This window comes from Nocardioides oleivorans, assembly GCF_004137255.1.
In the GTDB taxonomy this organism is placed as follows: Bacteria; Actinomycetota; Actinomycetes; order Propionibacteriales; family Nocardioidaceae; genus Nocardioides; species Nocardioides oleivorans.
The window spans coordinates 946,982-966,767 of sequence record NZ_SDWT01000001.1 but is presented as its reverse complement, the minus strand read 5'-3'; the positions used below and the strand labels follow the sequence as shown (position 1 = coordinate 966,767).

General features: G+C 69.4%; 17 protein-coding genes and 1 pseudogene. 10 read left to right on the top strand and 8 right to left on the bottom strand.

Annotated features, from left to right (window positions below; all coding sequences use genetic code 11):
- Positions 1-20 precede the first annotated feature (20 nt).
- Complete coding sequence (locus EUA93_RS04665) at positions 21-479, top strand: hypothetical protein (RefSeq protein ID WP_129399068.1); 459 nt, start codon at positions 21-23, stop codon at positions 477-479.
- Between the two features lie 149 nt (positions 480-628).
- Here EUA93_RS04665 and EUA93_RS04660 read toward each other — a convergent pair whose 3' ends face one another.
- The 4 genes and pseudogenes from EUA93_RS04660 to EUA93_RS04650 form a co-directional block, all read right to left on the bottom strand.
- Positions 629-1,117, bottom strand: coding sequence for a hypothetical protein (locus tag EUA93_RS04660; protein ID WP_129399067.1), 489 nt, complete (start codon positions 1,115-1,117; stop codon positions 629-631).
- Positions 1,114-1,386 (bottom strand): hypothetical protein, encoded by a 273-nt coding sequence (locus EUA93_RS04655; protein ID WP_129399066.1) that lies wholly within the window; start codon positions 1,384-1,386, stop codon positions 1,114-1,116. The genes EUA93_RS04660 and EUA93_RS04655 overlap by 4 nt, the downstream gene beginning before the upstream one ends.
- A 254-nt stretch (positions 1,387-1,640) precedes the next feature.
- Positions 1,641-1,862, bottom strand: a pseudogene (locus EUA93_RS22285) (DUF6152 family protein); the annotation flags it as partial.
- 247 nt (positions 1,863-2,109) lie between these two features.
- Positions 2,110-2,994, bottom strand: a complete 885-nt coding sequence (locus tag EUA93_RS04650) for a helix-turn-helix transcriptional regulator (RefSeq protein ID WP_129399065.1) — start codon at positions 2,992-2,994, stop codon at positions 2,110-2,112.
- Between the two features lie 101 nt (positions 2,995-3,095).
- Between EUA93_RS04650 and EUA93_RS04645 the strand changes: the two genes are divergently transcribed.
- The 6 genes from EUA93_RS04645 to EUA93_RS04620 all read left to right on the top strand — a co-directional run bounded on the left by EUA93_RS04645 (position 3,096) and on the right by EUA93_RS04620 (position 8,507).
- Entirely contained in the window at positions 3,096-4,406 is a 1,311-nt protein-coding gene (locus EUA93_RS04645; protein ID WP_129399064.1) for a multidrug effflux MFS transporter, read from the top strand.
- Positions 4,407-4,452: 46 nt separating this feature from the next.
- The gene (locus tag EUA93_RS04640; RefSeq protein ID WP_129399063.1) at positions 4,453-5,475 is read left to right on the top strand and encodes a zinc-dependent alcohol dehydrogenase family protein; all 1,023 of its coding nucleotides are present in this window, start codon (positions 4,453-4,455) and stop codon (positions 5,473-5,475) included.
- A gap of 230 nt (positions 5,476-5,705) precedes the next feature.
- On the top strand, positions 5,706-6,068 hold the full coding sequence (locus tag EUA93_RS21935) for a cyclophilin-like fold protein (RefSeq protein ID WP_242497239.1): 363 nt from the start codon (positions 5,706-5,708) through the stop codon (positions 6,066-6,068).
- A gap of 47 nt (positions 6,069-6,115) precedes the next feature.
- The gene (locus EUA93_RS04630) at positions 6,116-6,511 is read left to right on the top strand and encodes a (R)-mandelonitrile lyase (protein WP_129399062.1); all 396 of its coding nucleotides are present in this window, start codon (positions 6,116-6,118) and stop codon (positions 6,509-6,511) included.
- A gap of 57 nt (positions 6,512-6,568) precedes the next feature.
- Entirely contained in the window at positions 6,569-7,384 is an 816-nt protein-coding gene (locus EUA93_RS04625) for an aldo/keto reductase (protein ID WP_242497238.1), read from the top strand.
- A 115-nt stretch (positions 7,385-7,499) separates the two neighbouring features.
- The gene (locus EUA93_RS04620; protein WP_207208601.1) at positions 7,500-8,507 is read left to right on the top strand and encodes an FAD-dependent monooxygenase; all 1,008 of its coding nucleotides are present in this window, start codon (positions 7,500-7,502) and stop codon (positions 8,505-8,507) included.
- Positions 8,508-8,713: 206 nt separating this feature from the next.
- Here the strand turns inward: EUA93_RS04620 and EUA93_RS04615 are convergent, their stop codons facing one another.
- The 4 genes from EUA93_RS04615 to EUA93_RS04600 form a co-directional block, all read right to left on the bottom strand.
- Complete coding sequence (locus EUA93_RS04615) at positions 8,714-8,932, bottom strand: hypothetical protein (protein ID WP_129399060.1); 219 nt, start codon at positions 8,930-8,932, stop codon at positions 8,714-8,716.
- A 315-nt stretch (positions 8,933-9,247) separates the two neighbouring features.
- A complete protein-coding gene (locus tag EUA93_RS04610) occupies positions 9,248-9,916 on the bottom strand; it encodes a response regulator transcription factor (RefSeq protein WP_242497237.1) in 669 nt (222 codons plus the stop codon).
- Positions 9,913-11,106, bottom strand: a complete 1,194-nt coding sequence (locus EUA93_RS04605; RefSeq protein ID WP_129399058.1) for a sensor histidine kinase — start codon at positions 11,104-11,106, stop codon at positions 9,913-9,915. The genes EUA93_RS04610 and EUA93_RS04605 overlap by 4 nt, the downstream gene beginning before the upstream one ends.
- 123 nt (positions 11,107-11,229) lie before the next feature.
- Positions 11,230-15,579, bottom strand: a complete 4,350-nt coding sequence (locus EUA93_RS04600; protein ID WP_165355057.1) for a family 78 glycoside hydrolase catalytic domain — start codon at positions 15,577-15,579, stop codon at positions 11,230-11,232.
- Positions 15,580-15,922: 343 nt separating this feature from the next.
- On the opposite strand from EUA93_RS04600, the gene EUA93_RS04595 reads away from it, so the two are divergent.
- From EUA93_RS04595 to EUA93_RS04585, 3 genes are all read left to right on the top strand, one after another.
- Entirely contained in the window at positions 15,923-16,957 is a 1,035-nt protein-coding gene (locus tag EUA93_RS04595; RefSeq protein WP_129399056.1) for a LacI family DNA-binding transcriptional regulator, read from the top strand.
- A gap of 118 nt (positions 16,958-17,075) precedes the next feature.
- Positions 17,076-18,065, top strand: coding sequence for a hypothetical protein (locus tag EUA93_RS04590; RefSeq protein ID WP_129399055.1), 990 nt, complete (start codon positions 17,076-17,078; stop codon positions 18,063-18,065).
- Positions 18,062-19,705 carry a lactonase family protein gene (locus tag EUA93_RS04585; RefSeq protein WP_129399054.1) on the top strand — a complete coding sequence of 548 codons (1,644 nt, stop codon included), beginning with the start codon at positions 18,062-18,064 and terminating at the stop codon, positions 19,703-19,705. Before EUA93_RS04590 ends, EUA93_RS04585 begins: the two co-directional genes overlap by 4 nt.
- Positions 19,706-19,786 lie beyond the last annotated feature (81 nt).

The window sequence follows — 19,786 nt, the reverse complement described above, 5'->3', positions numbered from 1 at the left end:
AGAGAGGGCACGATTGGGCCATGGAGTTCTTCACGATTGCTTTTAGTACCTTTCTCGGCGCAGCGGTTGCGCTCGCTGCGCAGCGGCTGGCAGCGGCCCAAGACGCTAGCCGACGAGAGGAGGCCGCTCTCAACAACCTCATACTGGACCTGGCGGCGAAGCGCGCATTCCTTGTTGCCGACGACTGGCATTGGACACAAGACGAGGTGGATCGAGTTGTCGGTTCGGTTAAGCATGCGCGCGACTTGATTCGCGAGGCCCGCCTTGCGTCGCGCCCCCGGTCAGCAGCGTTGCCTCATCTTCAGCAGATGACCCGTTCCTGCAACATGTTCCTCGAGTTGAGCGAGCGTGTGGACCGTGAGCGCCTCAAAGGGGCACTACGGCAGCTCGCCGCAGAACTCTCCCGGGAGGTGGATGGTCTTCACCGGGGAGATCCCCGATACATCCTGAGCGACGCACCGGGCAGTCTCGCGCTCTGAGTCTCCGTGGTCATGGCCTGTGACATCGCGTCAGCACGGCACGGGGTCCACTGCGCGAAGCGGGAACACCCGCACTAGCCCATACCGCCGCCTGTCGGGGACATCGCGACTTGTCGAAGCCGGACGGTCACCCGAGGCGCCAAGGCTGGTCAGGTGTAGGCGAGGAGCCGGCCGGCGAGTGTGACGCCAGACCAAGAGGCGAGGGAGACAACGGCGGCGAGGCGGGCGGTGCCCGGGGGCGGCCGGTCAAGGTCCCAGCCGGCGACGTTGCGGTACATGCGTCGGTGGAAGAGCGCGATGTTGAGTCCCGCGATGATGAGCAGGCCGAGCTTCCACGGTGCGCTGGCGCGGTCGGCGATGAGGTTGGCGCCCGGGAGGAACATGGCGATGCCGGTGACGGCTGCGACGGCGAACCCGATGCGCGCGAGGGGCAGTAGGTAGTCGGCGGCGACGGTGACGGACAAGAGACGCCGACCGAAGCCGAGGAGGCGCAGGTCGAAGGCCGCGGCGGGGCCGGCGAGAAGGGCGATGCCGATGATGTGGATCGTCTCCAAGGTCGGGTACAGGTACGGCGTACCACGCACGGCCTCGGCGACGACGTTGTCCTCGAGCCAAGAGTAGATGTCCGCGACGCTCATGAGGCGGTTAGTGAACGGCGGGCTCGGGTGCGCAGGTACAGGGCGCTTCCGGCGAGGGCGGCGAGAAGTGCAGCAGCCAGCCCTGCCCAGACAGCGCCAGGCGATGTTGCCGACTCGGCAGCCTGGGCGTCTGCACTGCTGCCGGGCTCGTCGGCGGACGCGCCAAACGGTCCGGCGTCGTTGGCCGAGTAGGGCGGGTCGAGCGGCTGGGCCGGCAGTTCGCTGCCGAGCACTTGGTTGACCGGCTGGCCGTCGTCGAACCAGAACACGGCGGGTCGGAACTCGTCGGTGTGGCTACGGCCGATGTAGCCGACCGCCTCGACTCGTTCTCCGTCGACGAGGGGGCGGTCGAGCCCCCACGGGCCGGTGAAGCTGGGTGGGGCGATGACAACGTCGAGGAGCGTCTGCTGCCGTCGTAGGACGGCGCGTCGTGCACGGGGCCGCTGTCCTCGGGGGCTTGGAGGTCTTCGGGAAGGGCGAGGTCGGGGGTGTCGGCAGGGAGGTCGCTGTCGAGGGTGAGTGTGAAGTACGAGTGCGGCTCGCCCCACCTGACCTGAGAGACGGTGCCCGAGATGTAGAACGGGCGGTCGGTATCGAAGTCGTCCCACCCGTGGTGAGCGTGGGCCGTCCCGGCGGGTAGAGCGACGCTCAGCGTCAGGGCGGAGAGCAGAGCCGCACCGCGAGCTGCGTAGCGCGCAAGTTCGGGTGCGGGTGCGGGACCGGTCGAGCGGGTAAAGATGCGCATGGGATGCGTGTCCTTTCGAAGGCGTCGTGGGGTACGCATCCAGCGAAGGCCATCCGGTGCGGATGAGGGAGTTCCTGGCGTGGGAGGTACCGAGAGGGCACCACATGCGCGCAAGAGGGCGCGAGTGGTCCGCAGCTGGCCCGGGCGCCGGAGGGGCGCGGGCTCATGAAGGCCAGCGGGCGATCGCACGCCCGGGGGACGAACGAAGTTCTGTCGCCGGCGCAGCGAGTTTGTCCGGGTCTGGCGTTCAGGCGTTGCGGGACTTCGGCTCGGTCCTCTCCAGGGTGGCGGTGAGCGAGCCGAGGAGGGCAAGTGCTTCTGCGGTGGGGGAGGCGGGTTCGGCGGCGTAGATGGTTAGGCTGAGGCCGGGGTCGGAGACCATGTCGACGCTCTCGTAGGCGAGTTCGAGCTCGCCGACGGCGGTGTGGTGGAAGGTCTTGGTGCCGGAGCCATGGAGGCGGACATCGTGGCTGGACCAGCGGCGCCGGAACTCGTCGCTGCGGGTGGCGAGCTCGCCGACGAGGTCGTGCATCAGCCGGTCGTGGGGGTCGCGGCCGGCCTCGGTGCGCAAGATGGCCACCGCGGTGTCGGCGGCGGTGTCCCAGTCGGGGTAGAAGCGGTGCGAGTCCTCGTCGAGGAAGGTGTAGCGCGCGAAGTTCGGGACCGGTCCGGGTGTGCGTTCGTACAGCGAGGCGTGCATGGCCCGGCCGAGCGAGTTGGTGGCGAGCAGGTCCATGCGGCCGTTGCGGATGAGGGCTGGGCCGCCTGTGATGGCGTCCAGGACCCAAGTCAGGCTGGGGCGCGGCGTCCACGTCTTGGTGCGGCGACGGGGCCGGAGGATGTCGCTGGTGCCGTCGGCTGCTTGGGCGAGGTTGAACAGGTGGCTGCGTTCGGCGTCGTCGAGGCGCAGCGCACGGGCGATGGCATCAAGCACCGAGGTGCTGACGCCACCGAGGGCGCCGCGCTCCAGCTTGGAGTAATACTCGATGCTGACCCCGGCCAGAGCCGCGACCTCACCGCGGCGTAGTCCGGGAACACGCCGCTGGCCGACGTCGGGCAGCCCGACGTCGTCCGGTGTCAGCTTGGCGCGGCGAGAGCTTAGGAACTCGCGCACCTCCACACGGTTGTCCATGCCGTCGACGCTACCCGCGCCCAACCCGTTCTGGGATGCCCTGCTGGTACACCTCACGAGCGTGACTTCTCCGCGTCCGCGGCCGCGGGTTTCATGGAGTCATGCCACTCCTGCACGACCACACTTCCTCCTCAAACGGCGCGACCGCCCCAACCGCCGCGACCTCGCTGCCGTTCCCGGAGCCGTCGGGTCGTTCGGCGCTGCCGGCGTCGGTGCTGGGCAGTGTCGTGCTCATCACCGCGATCGCGCCGCTGGCCACCGACATGTACGTTCCCGCCTTTCCGCTCGTGGGCCGCGACCTCGACGCGTCCGCGACCCAGGTGCAGCTGACGTTGACGACGTTCTTCGTCGGGATGGCGCTCGGCCAGCTGGTCGGCGGCCCGTTCTCGGACCGGGTGGGGCGCCGGCGGCCCCTGCTGGCCGGGCTCGCGGCCCTGCTCGCCACGTCGGTGGCGTGCGCGTTCAGCCCGTCGGTGGCCGCGATGATGGCCGCCCGGTTGGTGCAGGGCTTCGCCGGTGGCTGGGCCATGGTCATCGCCCGGTCCGTGGTCATCGACCTCACCGACGGCGTCCGCATGGTGCGGGCGATGAACGTCGTAGCCGCCGTCGCAGGTGTCGCCCCGATCGTGGGACCGCTACTCGGCGCGCTGGTGTTGTCCGTGACGCACTGGCGGGTGTCCTTCTGGCTGGTCGCCGCACTCGCTGCCCTGATGGTCCTCGCCGTGGCGCTGGTGATGCCGGAGTCGCTGCCGGTTGAACGGCGCCACGGAGGTGGCCTCGGGCGGCTCCTGGGTGCGACCGGGGAGGTGTTGTCCTCGCGCGTGTTCGGCGGCCACTTGGTGGTGTTCGCGTTCTCGATGGGCATCACGTTCGCCTACGTCGCTACCTCGGCGTACGTGTTGCAGTCGATGAACGGGCTGACGCCGGTGCAGTACGCGGTCGACTTCGCTGCCAACGCCGGCGGGATGACCCTTGCCGCGTTGGTTGCTGCCCGGTACGCCGACCGCGTGCCCGCGCGGGTGTTCATCAAGATCGGCCTCGTGGCCACCGGCGCCGCTGGGATCATCCTCGCGGCCGCCGCGGTGTGGTTCTCGATGCCGCTGGTCGCGGCGCTCGTCGGGTTCTTTGTCCTCATGACCGCCCAAGGTCTTGTCGGGCCCAACGCCGGCGCGCTGGCCTCCGCCGCAGTCCCGGACCACCCCGGCACCGGGTCCGCGCTGCTGGGCTTCCTGCAGTGGGTCATGGCCGGCACCATTGCGCCGCTGGCCGGCCTCGGCGGCGAGCACACGGCCGTCCCGATGGCCGCCATCGTCCTGGTCCTCACTGCCGCCTCCGCCGTCGCCTACCGCATCGCCGGCCGCCGCCAGGCGCACCCGAGCCCCGCTGCCGACACAGCAGTCCGCACCCACTGAACCGAACCCTCAAACAGCAACACCCCCAACCCGAGAGGAACCCACCATGCGTGGAGTAGTGATGTACGGCCCCGGCGACGTGCGCGTCGTCGAGCGCGACGAGCCCCACATCGTCGAACCGACCGACGCAGTCATCCGCCTGACCGCGACCTGCATCTGCGGGTCCGACCTGTGGCCCTACCGTGGCGCCGAGCCCGCCGACGGCCTGCCCATGGGACACGAGTACGTCGGTGTCGTGGAGGAGGTCGGCTCGGCCGTGGAGACGGTGAAGCCCGGCGACTTCGTCATCGGCTCCTTCGTCATCTCCGACGGCACCTGCGACATCTGCCGCGCCGGATACCCGTCGCGGTGCGTGCACGCCCAGTTCGTCCACGGCACCATCGGCACCCAGTCCGACCGCGCCCGCATCCCGTACGCTGACGGCACCCTCGTCGCCACCCCCGGCATGCCGGACGACGACCTGGTCCCCAGCCTGCTGGCCGCCTCCGACGTCCTGGGCACCGGTTGGTTCGCCGCCGTCGCCGCCGAGGCCGGACCCGGCAAGACCGTCGCCGTCGTTGGCGACGGGGCCGTCGGGCTCCTCGGCATCCTCGCCGCCCGGGAGCTCGGTGCCGAGCGCATCATCGCCATGAGCCGCCACGCCGACCGCCAGGCCCTGGCACGTGAGTTCGGCGCCACCGACATCGTCGAAGAGCGTGGTGACGACGGTGTCGCCCGCATCAAGGAGCTCACCGACGGACTCGGCGCCCACTCGGTCATCGAAGCGGTCGGCACCCAAGAGTCGATGATGCAGGCCATCCGGTCCACCCGCCCCGGCGGCCACGTCGGCTACGTCGGCGTCTCCCACGACGTCCAGCTCCCCGGCGACGAGCTGTTCTTCTCCCAGGTGCACCTGCACGGCGGTCCCGCCCCCGTACGACGGTTCCTGCCCGACCTCATCGACCGCATCTGGAAGCGCCAGATCGACCCCGGCAAGGTCTTCGACCTCGAGCTCCCGCTCGCCGACGCGGCAGCCGGTTACACCGCCATGGACCAGCGGCGCGCCATCAAGGTGCTGCTGCGCCCATGACCAGCCGTCGCACATCCCGCCGAACCCGTGCCTTGGTGGCGGCCGCGACGGTCCTGGCCGTCGCGGCCCTCACCGGGTGTGGAACGAGCACTGACACCGCCCGCTCCGGCGGCGGTGAGGTCGCAGTCGAGCGGCAGGGAGGAGACGGACGCAGCGCGGCTACGCCGACGCCCAGCCCCAGTCCCCGGGAAACCGGCAGCCGCAACCAGAGTACCGCCGAGGAGAGCAACATGCAGATCGAGATCCGAGTCGCAGGCGAGCGGTTCGCCGCCACCGTCGACGACACCCCCGCAGGCCGCGACCTGCTCGCCCAGCTGCCGCAGACCATCGAGATGACCGACCACGGGGGCGTGGAAAAGACCGGCCGCCTCCAGGCGCCACTCAGCCTTTACGGACAACCCGACGGTGCTGACCCCGATGTGGGCGACCTCGGCTACTACGCCCCCGGGAACGACCTCGTCCTCTACTACGGCGACCAGTCCTACTACACCGGCATCGTCATCCTCGGCCGCCTGGACGAGACAGCCCCTTCCCGCCTTGCGGTGATGGCCGGCGACATCACCGCCAACGTCACGGCCACCGACGCGTCCTGAACGCACGCGCCCCGCACCCCACCCGCCCTGGCTGAAAGGAAGCCACTGTGAAATTCACCCCCAGCGGAGGCAGGACCGTCCCCGGCCCCAGCGACTGGTTCACCGGCTCTGTGCACATCGACGCCATCCGCAACCCCGACGAGCAGTCGGATGTCGGGTGCGCCCACGTCCGCTTCACTCCGGGCGCCCGCACCGCCTGGCACACCCACCCGCGCGGTCAGACCCTGTACATCACCGACGGCATCGGATTCGTCGCCTACCGCGGAGGCCCCGTGCAAGAGGTCCGGCCCGGCGACGTCGTCTACATCGAGCCCGATGAAGAGCACTGGCACGGCGCAACGCCTGACCGGTTCATGGCCCACGTCGCCATCCAAGAAGCGGACGAAGACGGCGAGGTCGTCACCTGGCTCGACCACGTCACCGACAGCGAATACCGCGCCTGACGTCCCCAAAGGAGAAAGAACGAAATGCGCAACGTCACCCTGAACAACGGCGTCGAGATGCCGATCCTCGGCTTCGGCGTTTTCCAGGTTCCCGACGACCAGACCCAGCAGGCCGTGGAGTCGGCCCTCGAGGCGGGCTACCGGCTGCTCGACACCGCCGCGGCCTACGAGAACGAAGCGGCTGTCGGCCACGCCATCGCCACCAGCGGCATCGCCCGCGAGGAGCTGTTCGTCACCACCAAGCTGTGGGTGCAGGACTCCGGCGAGGAGGCCGCCAAGCGCGCCTTCGACCGTTCCCTGCAGCGCCTGGGCCTGGACTACCTCGACCTGTACCTGATCCACCAGCCCTTCGGCGACTACTACGGTTCCTGGCGAACACTGGAGCGGCTCAACAGGGAAGGCCGCACCCGCGCCATCGGAGTGAGCAACTTCTACCCCGACCGGCTCGCCGACCTGATCGCCCACAACGAAATCACCCCGGCGGTCAACCAGATCGAAACGCACGTGTTCTTCCAGCGCACCGGCGACCAGGACACCATGCGCGAGCACGGCGTCCAGCACGAGTCCTGGGGGCCGCTCGCCGAGGGCGGCCAAAGTTTCTTCACCAACCCGGTGCTCACCGAGATCGGTGCCGCTCACGGCAGGTCGGTCGCCCAGGTCGCGCTGCGCTGGCTGACTCAGCGCGAGATCGTCGCCATCCCCAAGTCCGTGCGTCCCGAGCGGATGGCCGAGAACATCGCCGTCTTCGACTTCGAGCTCACCCGCGAGGAGATGGCCCGCATCGCCGCGCTCGATACCGGCAGCACCGCCTTGTTCGACCACCACGACGCCAAGTCGGCCACCTGGCTCGGCACCACCCGCTTCGACACCTGAGGAGCGAGAGGACACCGTGACACACCGCCCGAATGCTGACGCAGTAGTGGTCGGTGCTTCCCTGGCCGGCCTGATGACAGCGCTTGGACTGTCCCAGGCCGGCTACCCGGCCACCGTGCTCGAGCGCACCGGGCCTGCCCCCCGCAGCGGCGCGGCGCTCGGGAACGCCACCAGCGGTCTGCAACGAATCCTCAGCGGACGAAACGGCACCAGCGGCAACGGAGTCGACGCGTACGCCCCGAACGCCGTCGCCGAGACCTGGGAGCAGACCTACCGACTACTGAGAGCCGCCACCAACGACGACGCGAACATCCGCGTCTTACACAACCAGGTCGTCGCCCATGTCGGCCAGAACGATGACCACGCCTGGGCAAGGACGGCCGACGGCACCGTGCACGAAGGTGAGCTGTTGGTCGGCGCCGATGGCCACCGCAGCGTGGTGCGGCGGCTCGTGGCGCCCGACAAGCCAGACGCGACGTACGCCGGCTACGTGATCTGGCTCGGCATCGCCGAGGAATCCGAGCTCGACGTCGCCGCGATCGGGCGGCGGTGGCCGAGCGGACTCGACATCCGCGATGCCGGCCCCGACTGCCTGTTGGGCTACCCGCTGGGCCCTCACGACGGCTCACTAGGCGGCGGCCGACGACTGGGATGGGCCTGGTTCGACCCGCGCCGCACCCACTTGCTCCGCGAGACCGGATGCGTCGCCGGGGACGTCGTGCAGCACTCCATGCGCCCGGCCGATGTTCCCGCCAACACCCTGGCCGAGCTCGACGACGAAGCGCGGCAATGGCCATCCCCTTGGCGTGAGGCCATCCGCGACTGCCTGCGGCGCCGCGCGGTCACCGGAACCCCCATCGCCGAGTACCTTCCCGACCGCCTCACTTCCGGCCGTGTCGCCCTCGTCGGCGATGCCGGCCATGTCTCCACGCCCATGACCGGGCGCGGCTTCGCCGTCGCAGTCAGCGACGCCGAGACGCTCGCCGAGGAGCTCGCCAAGCACCCGGCGGGCACGGGCATCCTCACCGCGCTGCACGCCTACGAACAACGCAGACTGGGACCTGCCCGCGACGTTGTGACCTCCGGCCAGGCATTCAGCCGGTCCTTCAAGCTCAGCACCTAGCCTCGGAAATGGACGCATGAGGCTCAGGCCGACGGGCGGGCGCACGGACGCGCCGGGGAGTGGCGTGCCGGTGTTCGAAGGCAGAGCATCTGCTGAGCGCGGGAATGGCTCATTGCCTCGGCCAACCGGCGACGTCCGGGTCTGCTGCGACGAGTGCGTCATACCGCCGCTTGTCGGGGACATCCGGACGCCCTTGCGAGCAGAACCTAGATCAGTCCGCGGCGGACAGCTGTGACAACGACCTGGACGTTCGTCTCCAGCTCCCACTCCTCGCGGGCCTCGGCGAGCTTGCGTCTCATCGTGCTGCTGGACACGTTGCTCGCCGCAGCCGCATCGGAGGGCCTTGCCCCCCTCGAAAGAGCCGACATGATCTGGAGGGTCGTCTTGTCTGGCGTGTAGGTGGTCGAAGTCGTGGTCGCGGGCATCGCGTACTCCTCAAATCTTCCGGCAGATCGAACAGCTGGCGGCCGAGACAGGCGATGCGGCCGGGATGTCCTTTCGCATCGAGATGGGCGACAAGCGTTGGAGGCATGAATCGTTTCACCAACGAGCTCGAGGGCTTCTTCGTGACGACAGTCACGTGGACACCAGTACAGCGGCTGCCGACATCGGGCGCGTCAACCTGCCGCCGCAATCCGTCGTACTGCGTTTGCAGTACGGGCCCGTCTGAAGGACGGCCGGACACGCCTCCACCGCAGTGTCAGTGGCCAAGGTGCGTCGCTTCTGTGCGCCCGTGTGCCTCAGCGGTAGCGAGGAGTGACCAGACCGGTCTCGAAGGCAAGGACCACGAGCTGGGCGCGGTCGTGACGCCCCACCTTCGTCATGGTTCGGTTGATGTGCGTCTTGACCGTCACCACGGAGATGCCGAGGTGGTCAGCGATGGCCGCGTTGGTCTGCCCCTGGGCCACGAGGCGCAGGATGTCGACCTCGCGCGCGGTGAGGGACTTGAGGTCGGGATGCAGGTCCTCCCCGGGGGTGGCCGCGCCGGCGTACCGGTCGATCAGGTTCCTCGCGGCGCGCGGGGTCAGGAGCGCCTCGCCGCGGTGGACCGTGCGGATGGCCTCCACGATGACCTCGGGTTCGGCGCCCTTGCCCACGAAACCGGCTGCGCCGCTCCGTACGCCGCGCACGACGTAGTCGGCGTCGTCCTCGAACGTCGTCAGGATCAGCACGCGCGCGCCCGACTGAGTGGCGCCCTGAGTGATGAGGTGGGTGGCCTCAATCCCGTCCATGACCGGCATCCGCACGTCCATCACCACGACGTCGGGACGGAGCTGCGTGGCCTTGCGCACGGCCTCGACGCCGTTCTCGGCCGTGCCGGCCACGTGCATGTCGGGTTCGTGGTCGACCAGCTCGGCGACCGCGTGGCGGATCAGCTGCTGGTCATCGACCACGAGCACCTCGATCACGATCCCTCCTGGTCACTCGGGATGTCGGCCGACACGACGAACGTCCGTCCGTCGCACGAGACGTCGAGACGGCCGCCGCGGGCAACCACCCGCTCCCGCATGCCGCGCAGGCCGAAACCCTCGACGAAGTCGGACGTCGAACGACGCAACGTGCTGGTGATCCTCAGTGCGTACGCAGGGCCAACGCGATCGAGGACGACGGTGACCGGAGCCTCGTGGTCTCCGTGCTTGTAGGCGTTGGTCAGGCCCTCCCGGATGGCGAGGAACGGCACCGCGTCGATGGTCCGGGACGACTCGATCGCATCCCCGAGGACGAGCTGGACACCTGGCATGAGCACCCGGAACTCGTCGGCCAGCTGGTGCAGCTCGCTGACGGCGTACCGGGCTTGGTGGCCGTCCCAGCTGTCCTCGCGCAACCCGCTGAGCAGCTCGCCGATGGAGTCGATGACCGACCTCCCGGCCGCACGCACGGTGACCAGCGCCTGCGTGGCGTCCTGGGGACGGTCGGGCAGCGCGTTGGACGCCACCGCCGTGTTCAGGTTCATCACCGCGATCTGGTGCGCCACCGAGTCATGCAGGTCGCGAGCGACGCGCAGGCGAGCCTCGGCGAGGAGCTTGCGCGCCTCCGACTGCCGGGACCGCTCGGCCTCCTCCGCTCGCGCCTGCAGCGCCAGCACCGCGGCGCGACGCGACCGGGCGGCAACGCCGAGAGCGGCTGGCAGCAGGGCGGAGATGCCCGCCACCATGACGAACGCGTGACCCCACCACCAGTCCAGGCTCCAGGACATGAACACCATCTGCGCGACGAACACGACGGCGACTGCGAACGGCCAGACCCGGCGCGGACCGTGGGAGGCGACCATGTACGTGCAGACCATGAAGGCGATGTGGATGCCGACCTGACCGAGGGGCAGGAAGTGCATCGAGGCGTCGAGGGTCGCAGCCACTGCGAGGGCGGGAAGGGGGAAGCGCCTCGCCGACGCGGCGGCGGCGGCCGCCACGAAGATGAGCAGCTCGACGGCGGACTCGGGCGGCACGATGGTCCACCGTTCGCCGTCCGCGATCCGGGCGAACGAGCCCACCAGGACCAGGAGCCCGAGCGAGGCATCCAGGACGCGCAGGGACCTGCGCTCGCGAGTGGGCGGCGTGTGCGGTGACCGGGGCTCCGCGGCCCGTTCTTCTGATCCCAACCTTGGTACCTCGTCGTGGTGCGGTGCGGTCCGGGGCCCTCGGAAGCCGGACACTGCTGATCGTAGACGTGGAAGCGGGGGGCCACGCCCTCACGGCGTGACCCCCCACTCTCAGTCGGCGCGCTAGGCCGCCTTCCTCACCACCCGGACCGTGGTCTGGAGCAGTACCTCTCCCTTGCGGTCCAGGACCCGCAGGACCTTCTTGCCCGACAGGTTCTTCGGCACGGTCACGGTGACCGAGACCTTGCCGTCCTTGACCTTCACCGTGCCCAGCTTCTTGCCGGCCAGGGTGATGCTCACCTTGTTCACCGACAGGTCACGGATGCGGACCTTGAGCTTCTTCCCGGCCCCCACCTTGGACTTGACCGTCACCTTCGGCTCCACGACGGGGGTCGGGGTGGTGGTCGGAGTCGGGTTGGTGGTCGGCGTCGGCGTGGCGGTCGGCGTGGTCGTCGGCGTGGGCTCCCCGGTGGGAGTGGTGTCCTCGTCGACGACCCAGCCGTCCACGAGGGCGACCTTGACGGTGCTGCCGTCGACGCTGAACTCGTAGCCGCCGGCGTCGAGGGTGAACTTCGCGACGTTGATGTTGTTGCGCTTGTCCATGCCCTCGAACGTGGCGCCGGAGATGTCGGCCGCGGTGACCTCACCCTCCACCGGGAGGTAGAGCGTGGCCGTCGTGTTGGACGGCACCGTGGTCGCGTACGACGTCAGCTTCCCGCCGGAGGCGGTCCAGGCCGAGTCGATCTCGCCGTAGGTGGAGTCCACGCTGCCCTTGAGCGAGGTGAACTCGCCGCCGGGCGTCGGCTGCAGGACGAACTCGCGGTAGCCCTTGGCGCCGTCGGAGGTGATGCCGAGCTGGTACTCGTACATCCAGGCCTGGGAGGCGCCCAGCGCGAAGTGGTTCTGCGAGTTCATCGTGCTGTCGCCGCCCTGGCCGAGACCGCGCTCGTAGGAGTTCCACAGCTCCCACATCGAGGTCGCACCCAGGGTGACCGGGTAGAGCCAGCTGGCGAACTCGTCGTTGCTGAACAGCTTGTAGGCCGTCTCGGAGTCGCCGTTCTTCGTCAGCGCCGGCAGGATGTTCGGCGTGCCGTTGAAGCCGGTGGTGATGGTGTACGGCTTGTTGCTGGCCTGGCCGCCGGAGAAGTTGCCGGTGCCGGCCAGCGGACCGTTGCCGTTGTTGCTCTTCGCCGGGTCGGCGATGAGCTCGCCGAGCCGCTTGGTCGCGAACTCCTTGTAGGTCAGGCCTGCGTTCGGTCCGACCTGGACCTTCATGGTGTCGCTGAACAGGTCCAGCGCGAGCGGCGTGGCGTAGGAGGCCTGCGAGTCCTGCAGGGTCCGGCCGGCCACCAGGTTCGCACCGGGGGTGGCGTTGAGCGTGAAGCCGGTCTGCGGGTCGACGTAGAGCCGGTTGAAGCTGTCCACGCCCTGGGTGTAGCGCTGGCGCAGGGTCTCCGCGTAGGCGCTGTCACCGATGATGTCCGCCATCTTGGAGGAGATGTCGAGGTAGTAGAGGTACATCGACTGGCCGACCATGTGCGCCTGGGTGTTGGCGTCCATGCTGATGTGGTCGGCGTTGCCGGACGTGCGGCTGGTGAGTCCGGGGTAGTCCGGGCTCAGGGCGCCGCCATTGGCGAGGTAGCTGTCGAGCCACTTCTTGATGGTCGGGAAGTTCTCCCGGATCACCTGGGTGTCGCCGTACTGGGTGTAGAGCTGCCACGGCGCCTGCGCGACCGCGCCCTCCCAGGTCGGGGACTGCGGGTAGTTGGTGCCGCGGTCGCCGGTCAGGCTGATGATCGGCACGGTGTCGCCGATGCCGCCGTTGACACCCTGGGCGTCACGCAGCGCGATGAGCCACTGGCGCAGGAACGCCTGGGTGTCGCTGGAGTTGTACGTGGCCGAGCGGGCGTAGGCCTGCAGGTCACCGGTCCAGCCCATGCGCTCGTTGCGCTGGGGGCAGTCGGTCGGCAGCGAGAAGAAGTTGCCGAGCTGGCTGCGCTGGGCGTTCTTGAAGAACTGGTTGGCCAGCCTGCCGGTGTAGTTGTCGTCGCTGGTGGTCGCCTCGTAGGTGCCCTCCGGTGCGTCGATCGACGACAGGACGATGCCCTCCACGTTCTCGAGCGGCAGCGCCGTGGTGCGGCGCGGGACCGTGATCTCGATGTACTGGTAGCCACGGAACGTGAAGTTCGGCGTGATGACCACGTCGCGGTTGGCGTCGGCCGCAGATGCCTTGTAGCGGTCCAGGGCCAGCGCTGCCCGGTAGGAGTCGGTCAGGATGCGACCGGCCACGCCGGGGCGGTAGGTCCCGTTGGGGCCGTAGATGCTGGAGTACGACACCATCGTCGGGTTGCGAGGGTCGCCACCGGGCCACATCGTGTTCGGGGAGTCGCTGTTGCCCGGGTAGATGGTCTCGCCGAAGCGGAAGACGACCTCGTCGCCGGCCTGGAGCGAACCCTGGGGGATGGTGACCGACGGGACGCCGACCATGTTGACGCCCATGTCGTAGGTGTACGTCGTGGAGTCAGCGCTGTGGGTGGTGAGGACCCGCTTGGCCGTCAGTCGCTCGACCTCGCGGACCGGGCGGTCCTGGCGCGCGATGATCTCCGGGTTCAGCCCGGCCTTGAGCGGGATCACGTCCGCCGGAGCCCACTTGGCCAGCTTGGCGTTCGTGTACCCCGTGGTGGTCCAGCCGGAGAGGTTGGCTTCCTTGCCGGCGTCGTAGACGACACCCTGGAAGTTGTCGGCGTAGCGGTTCGGTCCGTCGGTGTAGGCCTTCCACGTCGACGGGTCCGTGACGACCGTCTGGGTGGTGCCGTCGGCGTAGGTGACGACCATCTTCGCCAGCAGCGCCTCGTTCTCACCGAACATGTCCTTGTTGCCCGGGGTGAACGTCATGTGGCCGGTGTAGAAGCCGGCGCCGAGCATGGCGCCCATGGCGTTGGACCCGTTGTCGAGCATGCCGGTGACGTCGTAGGCGTTGTAGTTCAGCGTCTTCGCGAAGGTGGACATGCCCGGGTTCAGGTAGTCCTCACTCACGCGGTCGCCGTTGATGAACATCTCGTAGGCGCCCTGCGCGGTGACGTAGAGGCGGGCCTTGGCGATGTCCTTGCTCGTGTTGAGGCGGAACTCCGAGCGCACCTGGGTCTGGCCGGTGTGGCTCGGGTCGGCGTACTTCGGGCCGAGCTGGGCTGCGGCCGTCGGACGCACGCGGATCGCGTTGCCCGTGGTGGTGATGCCGGAGCTCGGCAGGGCCGAGAAGATGCCGTAGCTCGTCGGGGTCGTCGAGTCGAACAGGGTCCGCTTGGAGCTCTGCGCGACGTCCACGATCTTGTAGTCGGTGACGGTGACGTCGTCGCCGACGTTCTTCACCGAGAAGCCGACCTCGTCCAGGTTCGGGAAGGTGTTGAAGTTGTTGCCCGTGCGGAAGGTGTGCACGCCGGCCGAGTCGATGGTCGAGTTCGGCGTGACGTTGAGGTTGTTGTTCTGCGCGGGACGGCCGGCGCCGATCGTCATCGTGCTGCCGGTGAACCCGGTCAGTGCGACGCCGTCGATGGTGTAGGTCATCACGCTGGCGTTGCCCTGGATGCGCAGCGCGTGCTCGGCGTTCTTGTTGCCCGGGGTGAAGAGGGTCCTGACCGCTGCAGCGGTGCTGTCGACCAGTCGCACCGACTTGTACGGCATGACGTTCGGGTCGCCGTTGACGTTGTCGGTCTTGTGGTAGCCCTTGCGGTACAGGTTGACCACGCCGCCGGTGTTGGTGGCCGGGTCAGCCGTCACGCCGGAGAGGTCGAGCTCGAAGCGGATGAAGTTCTCGCCACCCGGACCGCCGTAGACGTTGCGGAAGTCACTGGTCAGGCGGGGGTCGTTGGCCCCGAAGATGAACGAGGCGTTGTCGCCGGCGTTGATGGTGAACCTGGCGTTCACGTCGAACATCATCGTCGACTTCGCGTCCAGGCGGACGTCGTCGTTGCCGACCCACTGGGCCCCGTCCCAGGCCCCGATCTTCGAGTTCATCAGGCCGGTGGCGAACATGCCGGTCTCGGAGGTGGTGGACACGCCGCGGTTGTCGACGGCCGTGACGCGCCAGAAGTAGTCGGTCTCAGGGCGCAGCTTCTGCGCCGTGCCGGTGCTGCCGTAGGAGATGTCGGTGGTCTCGTCGGAGTCGACGACGCCCGAGTCCCACACGACCTTGTCGAAGGCGCGCGAGGTCGAGACCTCGATGCGGTAGGACTCCTGCTTCGAGCCGACGACGTTGGAGTCGAAGCCCCAGCAGAAGACCGGCTTGGGGTCGTCGATGCCGAACACCCCGTCCGGCTCGACCAGGTGGTTGACCTCCAACCCGGAGATCGACACCTGCGCGCTCGTGGCGGCCTGTGCTGCGACGAACGACGGGACGACGACGGCGGCCGTCGACCCCAGCGCCAGGGACAACCCCAGCGCGGCCACCAGGCTGGTGGACTTCTTCCTCTTCATGTTGACCCTTTCGAGTGCGGGGTAGGGGTCATCGCACGACGGATGACCTCCTCGAAGCACCGGGACGGAGGCGCGACCGAGGGACCTCGGAGCCCTCGTCTCCAGTGCCGTCACAACGCCCCGGCGCCCCACCATCGGTGGACTCTGCAACGGGCAGTGACGGCGGTCACAACGTAGGTACCGGCTCGCGCCGCAGTCCAGTGAAACGCTTCAAGTTGACTGAGATCAGTCATGTCTTCCTCTGCCCCTCCCGCCGGCGGAGCCTGCGGTCTATCGTCGCGATCCGGCGCAGCCACCCGGCCGCGCAGCCCCACGGTGCGATGAGCACGTTTCAAAGGACTAGATGGTCGACTCGCTGCACGAGGTGACGCCCGTCGCCTCCATCAGGGACGTAGCGGTGCGTGCCGGCGTGTCGACAGGCACCGTGTCGAACGTGCTGAACCGACCGCACCGTGTCTCGCCGTCGAACGTCACGCGTGTGCAGACCGCGATGAGCGAGCTCGGGTTCGTCCGCAACGAGTCCGCACGCATGCTGAGGGGCGGCGACAGCCGCACCCTGGCCTACATCATGTTGGACGCGACGAACCCGTTCTTCACCGACGTCGCCCAGAGCATGGAGGCCACCGCCGAGGCGGAGAAGCTGTCCATGTTCTTGTGCAACAGCGGCAACAGAGCCGGCCGGGAGGCCGCCTACCTCGCACACCTGCGCGAGCAACGCGTGGCCGGCATCCTCATCACGCCGGTCGACCCCGCCTCGCCGGCACTGCTCCAGGCAGCCGCGAGCGGCACACCTGTGGTCATCGTGGACCGCACCCGCCCCGGCAGCGACTTCTGCACCGTCGCTGTCGACGAGCTGCTGGGCGGCCGGCTCGCGATCGAGCACCTCATCGGCCGCGGACACGAACGAGTGGCCTTCGTCGGCGGACCCGAGTCGCTCGGCCAGGTCCGCGAGCGCCTCGAAGGTGCGCGGGAGGCATGGCACGACGCCGGGATGGACTCGGACGACCTCCTGGTGATCCCCACCCGCACCATGAGCTTCGGCGAGGGCCGAGGTGCAGGTGAGCGCATCGCGGGCCTCTCCGCGCGCCGACGGCCGACCGCGGCGTTCTGCGCCAACGACCTGCTGGCGCTCGGTCTGCTCCAACACGCCACCTCGACCGGCATGCGCGTCCCCGACGACCTCGCGATCGTGGGGTACGACGACATCGACTTCGCCGCAGCCGCCGCGGTCCCCCTCACCTCAGTGAGGCAACCTCGCCAGGACCTCGGCCGTACCGCAGCCGAGATGGTGGTCGACGAGGCAGCCAACGACGACCACGAGCACCGACAGGTGCTGTTCACCCCCGAGCTCGTGGCCCGCACCTCGACCGTCGGCTGATCGCGGTCGCGGTCAGGCGAGATGCACCGAGACCCGGGCGCAGCCGCGAGGTGTCCGTGCCTGAGAGAGCCAAGCGATCGAGGATTGACACCTCGGTCCGTGGGGCAGGATGCCAGACGTGAAGGTGTGGGGGACGGCCGCAGCAGTGGCGCTGGCGATGACGCTGGCCGGCTGCGGCACGGATGACACGAGCGAGGGCGGCGAGCCGGACGAGCCGAGCGGCGACTGGCTCACCAGCACCGCACCCGTCGAGACCGCACCCCTCATCTGGGAGTCCTCCGGCGACGTACACCTCTCGGACGGCACCGAGGTCGAGCTCGGCGGGCCGACGTCGTCGTACGTCGTGGCCGGTGACGGCATCTTCTTCGTCGAGGCGGAGAGCGCGAGCGACGCCGCGGTCGACAGCCCGGCGAGCGGCGCGATCTGGTTCGCGAAGCCCGGCGCAGAGCCGGTCGACACCGGTCTCGAGCTCCAGGCCGACACCCTGCGCGCCTCGCCGGACGGCCGGTTCCTCGCGGGCGTCGACGTGGTGTCGGGCGAGGAGGACCAGTACGGCACGCACCTCGCGCAGGTCGTCGTGCTCGACCTCCAGGAGGGGCGCGAGGTGGTCCGCACGTCCGAGAGCCTGGGCGACACCGCCGACGACGACCTGGCCGATCTCTACGAGGAGATCCCGATCGGGATCGCGCAGATGACCGACGAGACGGCCTACGTCGACGCCGTCGACACCACGCTCGCCATCGACCTCGCGACCGGCGAGGTGACCGACGCCGAGGGTGTCGAGCTCCCGCGGCCCGGAGTGCCCGAGAGCCCCGACGGGCAGTGGACGATCGACAGCACCGGCGACGGCGAGGACCAGGTGACCGGGAGCGACGGCACCGAGGTCGCGTTCGAGGTGGACGCGGCACGACAGACGTTCAAGTTCTGGGCCGACGACACCACGGTGGTGGGCATCGCCGGCTTCGAGGACGGCTCCTCCTCGCTGCTCGCCTGCACCGTCCCCGACGGCACCTGCACCATCGACGACGCCTCGACGGGGGAGACCGTCCGCTTCCCGAACGGGGCGACCGACCCGAGCGTCCTCGGCCTGAAGCGAGCCGGCGAATGACCGACCCGGAGATCGAGTACGCCCGCCTCACCGCCGGCAGCACCGCGGCCATCACGGCCGCCACCGAGGCGCTCCACGACGCCCTGCTCGACGTCGACCGTGCGCAGGAGGACCTCGCCGGCTGCGTCGTGCGGGACTGGGTGGGGCTCGCCGCCATCGCCTACGCCGCCCGGCTCGGGACGCTGCGCACCGGTGTCGCGCAGACCCACGTCGCCCTCGGGATCACGCACGCCGCGGTCGCCACCGCCGGCGACGCCTACAGCAGGTGCGAGGAGAACGCCGACTACCTGATCGGCCAGTGGCGCCGGCGCCCGGGCGGGCTGCCCGGACCGGTGGAGGAGATCTTCGCCCGGCTGGTCAACGGCTTCCTGCTGCGCACCGGGACGACGTACAACAACCGGCTCAGCGCCGCGACCGCCGTCCTCACCGGCGACGACAAGGACCTCGACGAGCTGAGCGACGAGGCCCGCGAGTGGGTCGAGGAGGGGCTGCGGCGCAACGAGGACTGGCTCGACGAGTACGGCAGCTCGCTCGGCCCGCGGATCCCGAGCATCGGCGCGTGGGGCGACGGCCGCGGCCTCATCCCGCAGGGCCTCGGCTACGACCCGGAGACGGGCCTGCTGCTCCAGGGCTACTACGACAAGGGCGACGGCGACCCGTCCGTGATGGCGCTCATCGACGAGGTGACCGGCCAGCAGGTCGGCGAGGTGAACCTCGGCGGCGTCGTCCCGGCCGCGGGACCCGACGAGGACCCCACCGACTTCGGCACGCCCGGCCACGCCGGCGGCGTGACGGTCGACGGCGACAACGTCTACGTCACCGACAAGGGCAGGGTCTACACCTACTCCCTCGACGACATGCGCTCCGCCGGCGCCGGCGGGACCGTGCAGCCGCAGTCGGTGCAGGAGGTCGACAGCGGCGGGTCCTACTCCGCGATGCACGACGGGCTGCTCTACCTCGGCACCTTCACCGAGAAGGGCGACGGCACGCTCAGCGTCTACAAGCCCGACGGCAAGGGCGGCTGGACCGAGATGCCCGAGCGCGAGGTCACCACGCCGCCGAAGTGCCAGGGCGTCGTGGTCCGCGACGGCGAGTACATCTTCGCCACGTCCCACGGCCGCGGCAACGAGAGCTCCCTCGTCGTCCAGGACCACGACGGGTCGCGCGAGTCCTACGAGTTCCCCAACATGGCCGAGGGAATCGTCGAGATCGACGGCAACATCGTGGTCACCTACGAGTCCGGTGCGACCGAGTACGACGACGGCGACGACGACCTGTGGGCCAACCGCCACATGACCAGCACGCCGCTCTCCGCGCTGGGCCTGTCGGGCGAGCTCGTCATGGGCACCGGTGGCCCGAAGCGGGTCGCGGCCGAGCTGGACGGGCCCTCGCGCCGCCTGCTGCGGGTCGCCGAGGACGTCGCCGGGATCGAGGTCTCCGGCAGCGACTTCGGCCAGGTGCCGCACGCGCCGACCTTCGCGCAGGCCGTGCGCAAGGTCGTCACCGGCATCACCGAGGGACTGCGGACCGGCGGCAAGGCGATCGGCCATGCCGCCGACGAGCTGCGTGCGACCGAGGCCGACACCGAGCGCACCGACGAGGCCGTGCGCAGCGGCTTCGACCGCGCCCGCCTGGACTGACTGGTCGCCCCGGCCGGCGGTCTAGGGGGGATCACGCCAGCCGGGGTCCCGCACGGCCGTGGGACGCTGCCACCCGCCGGC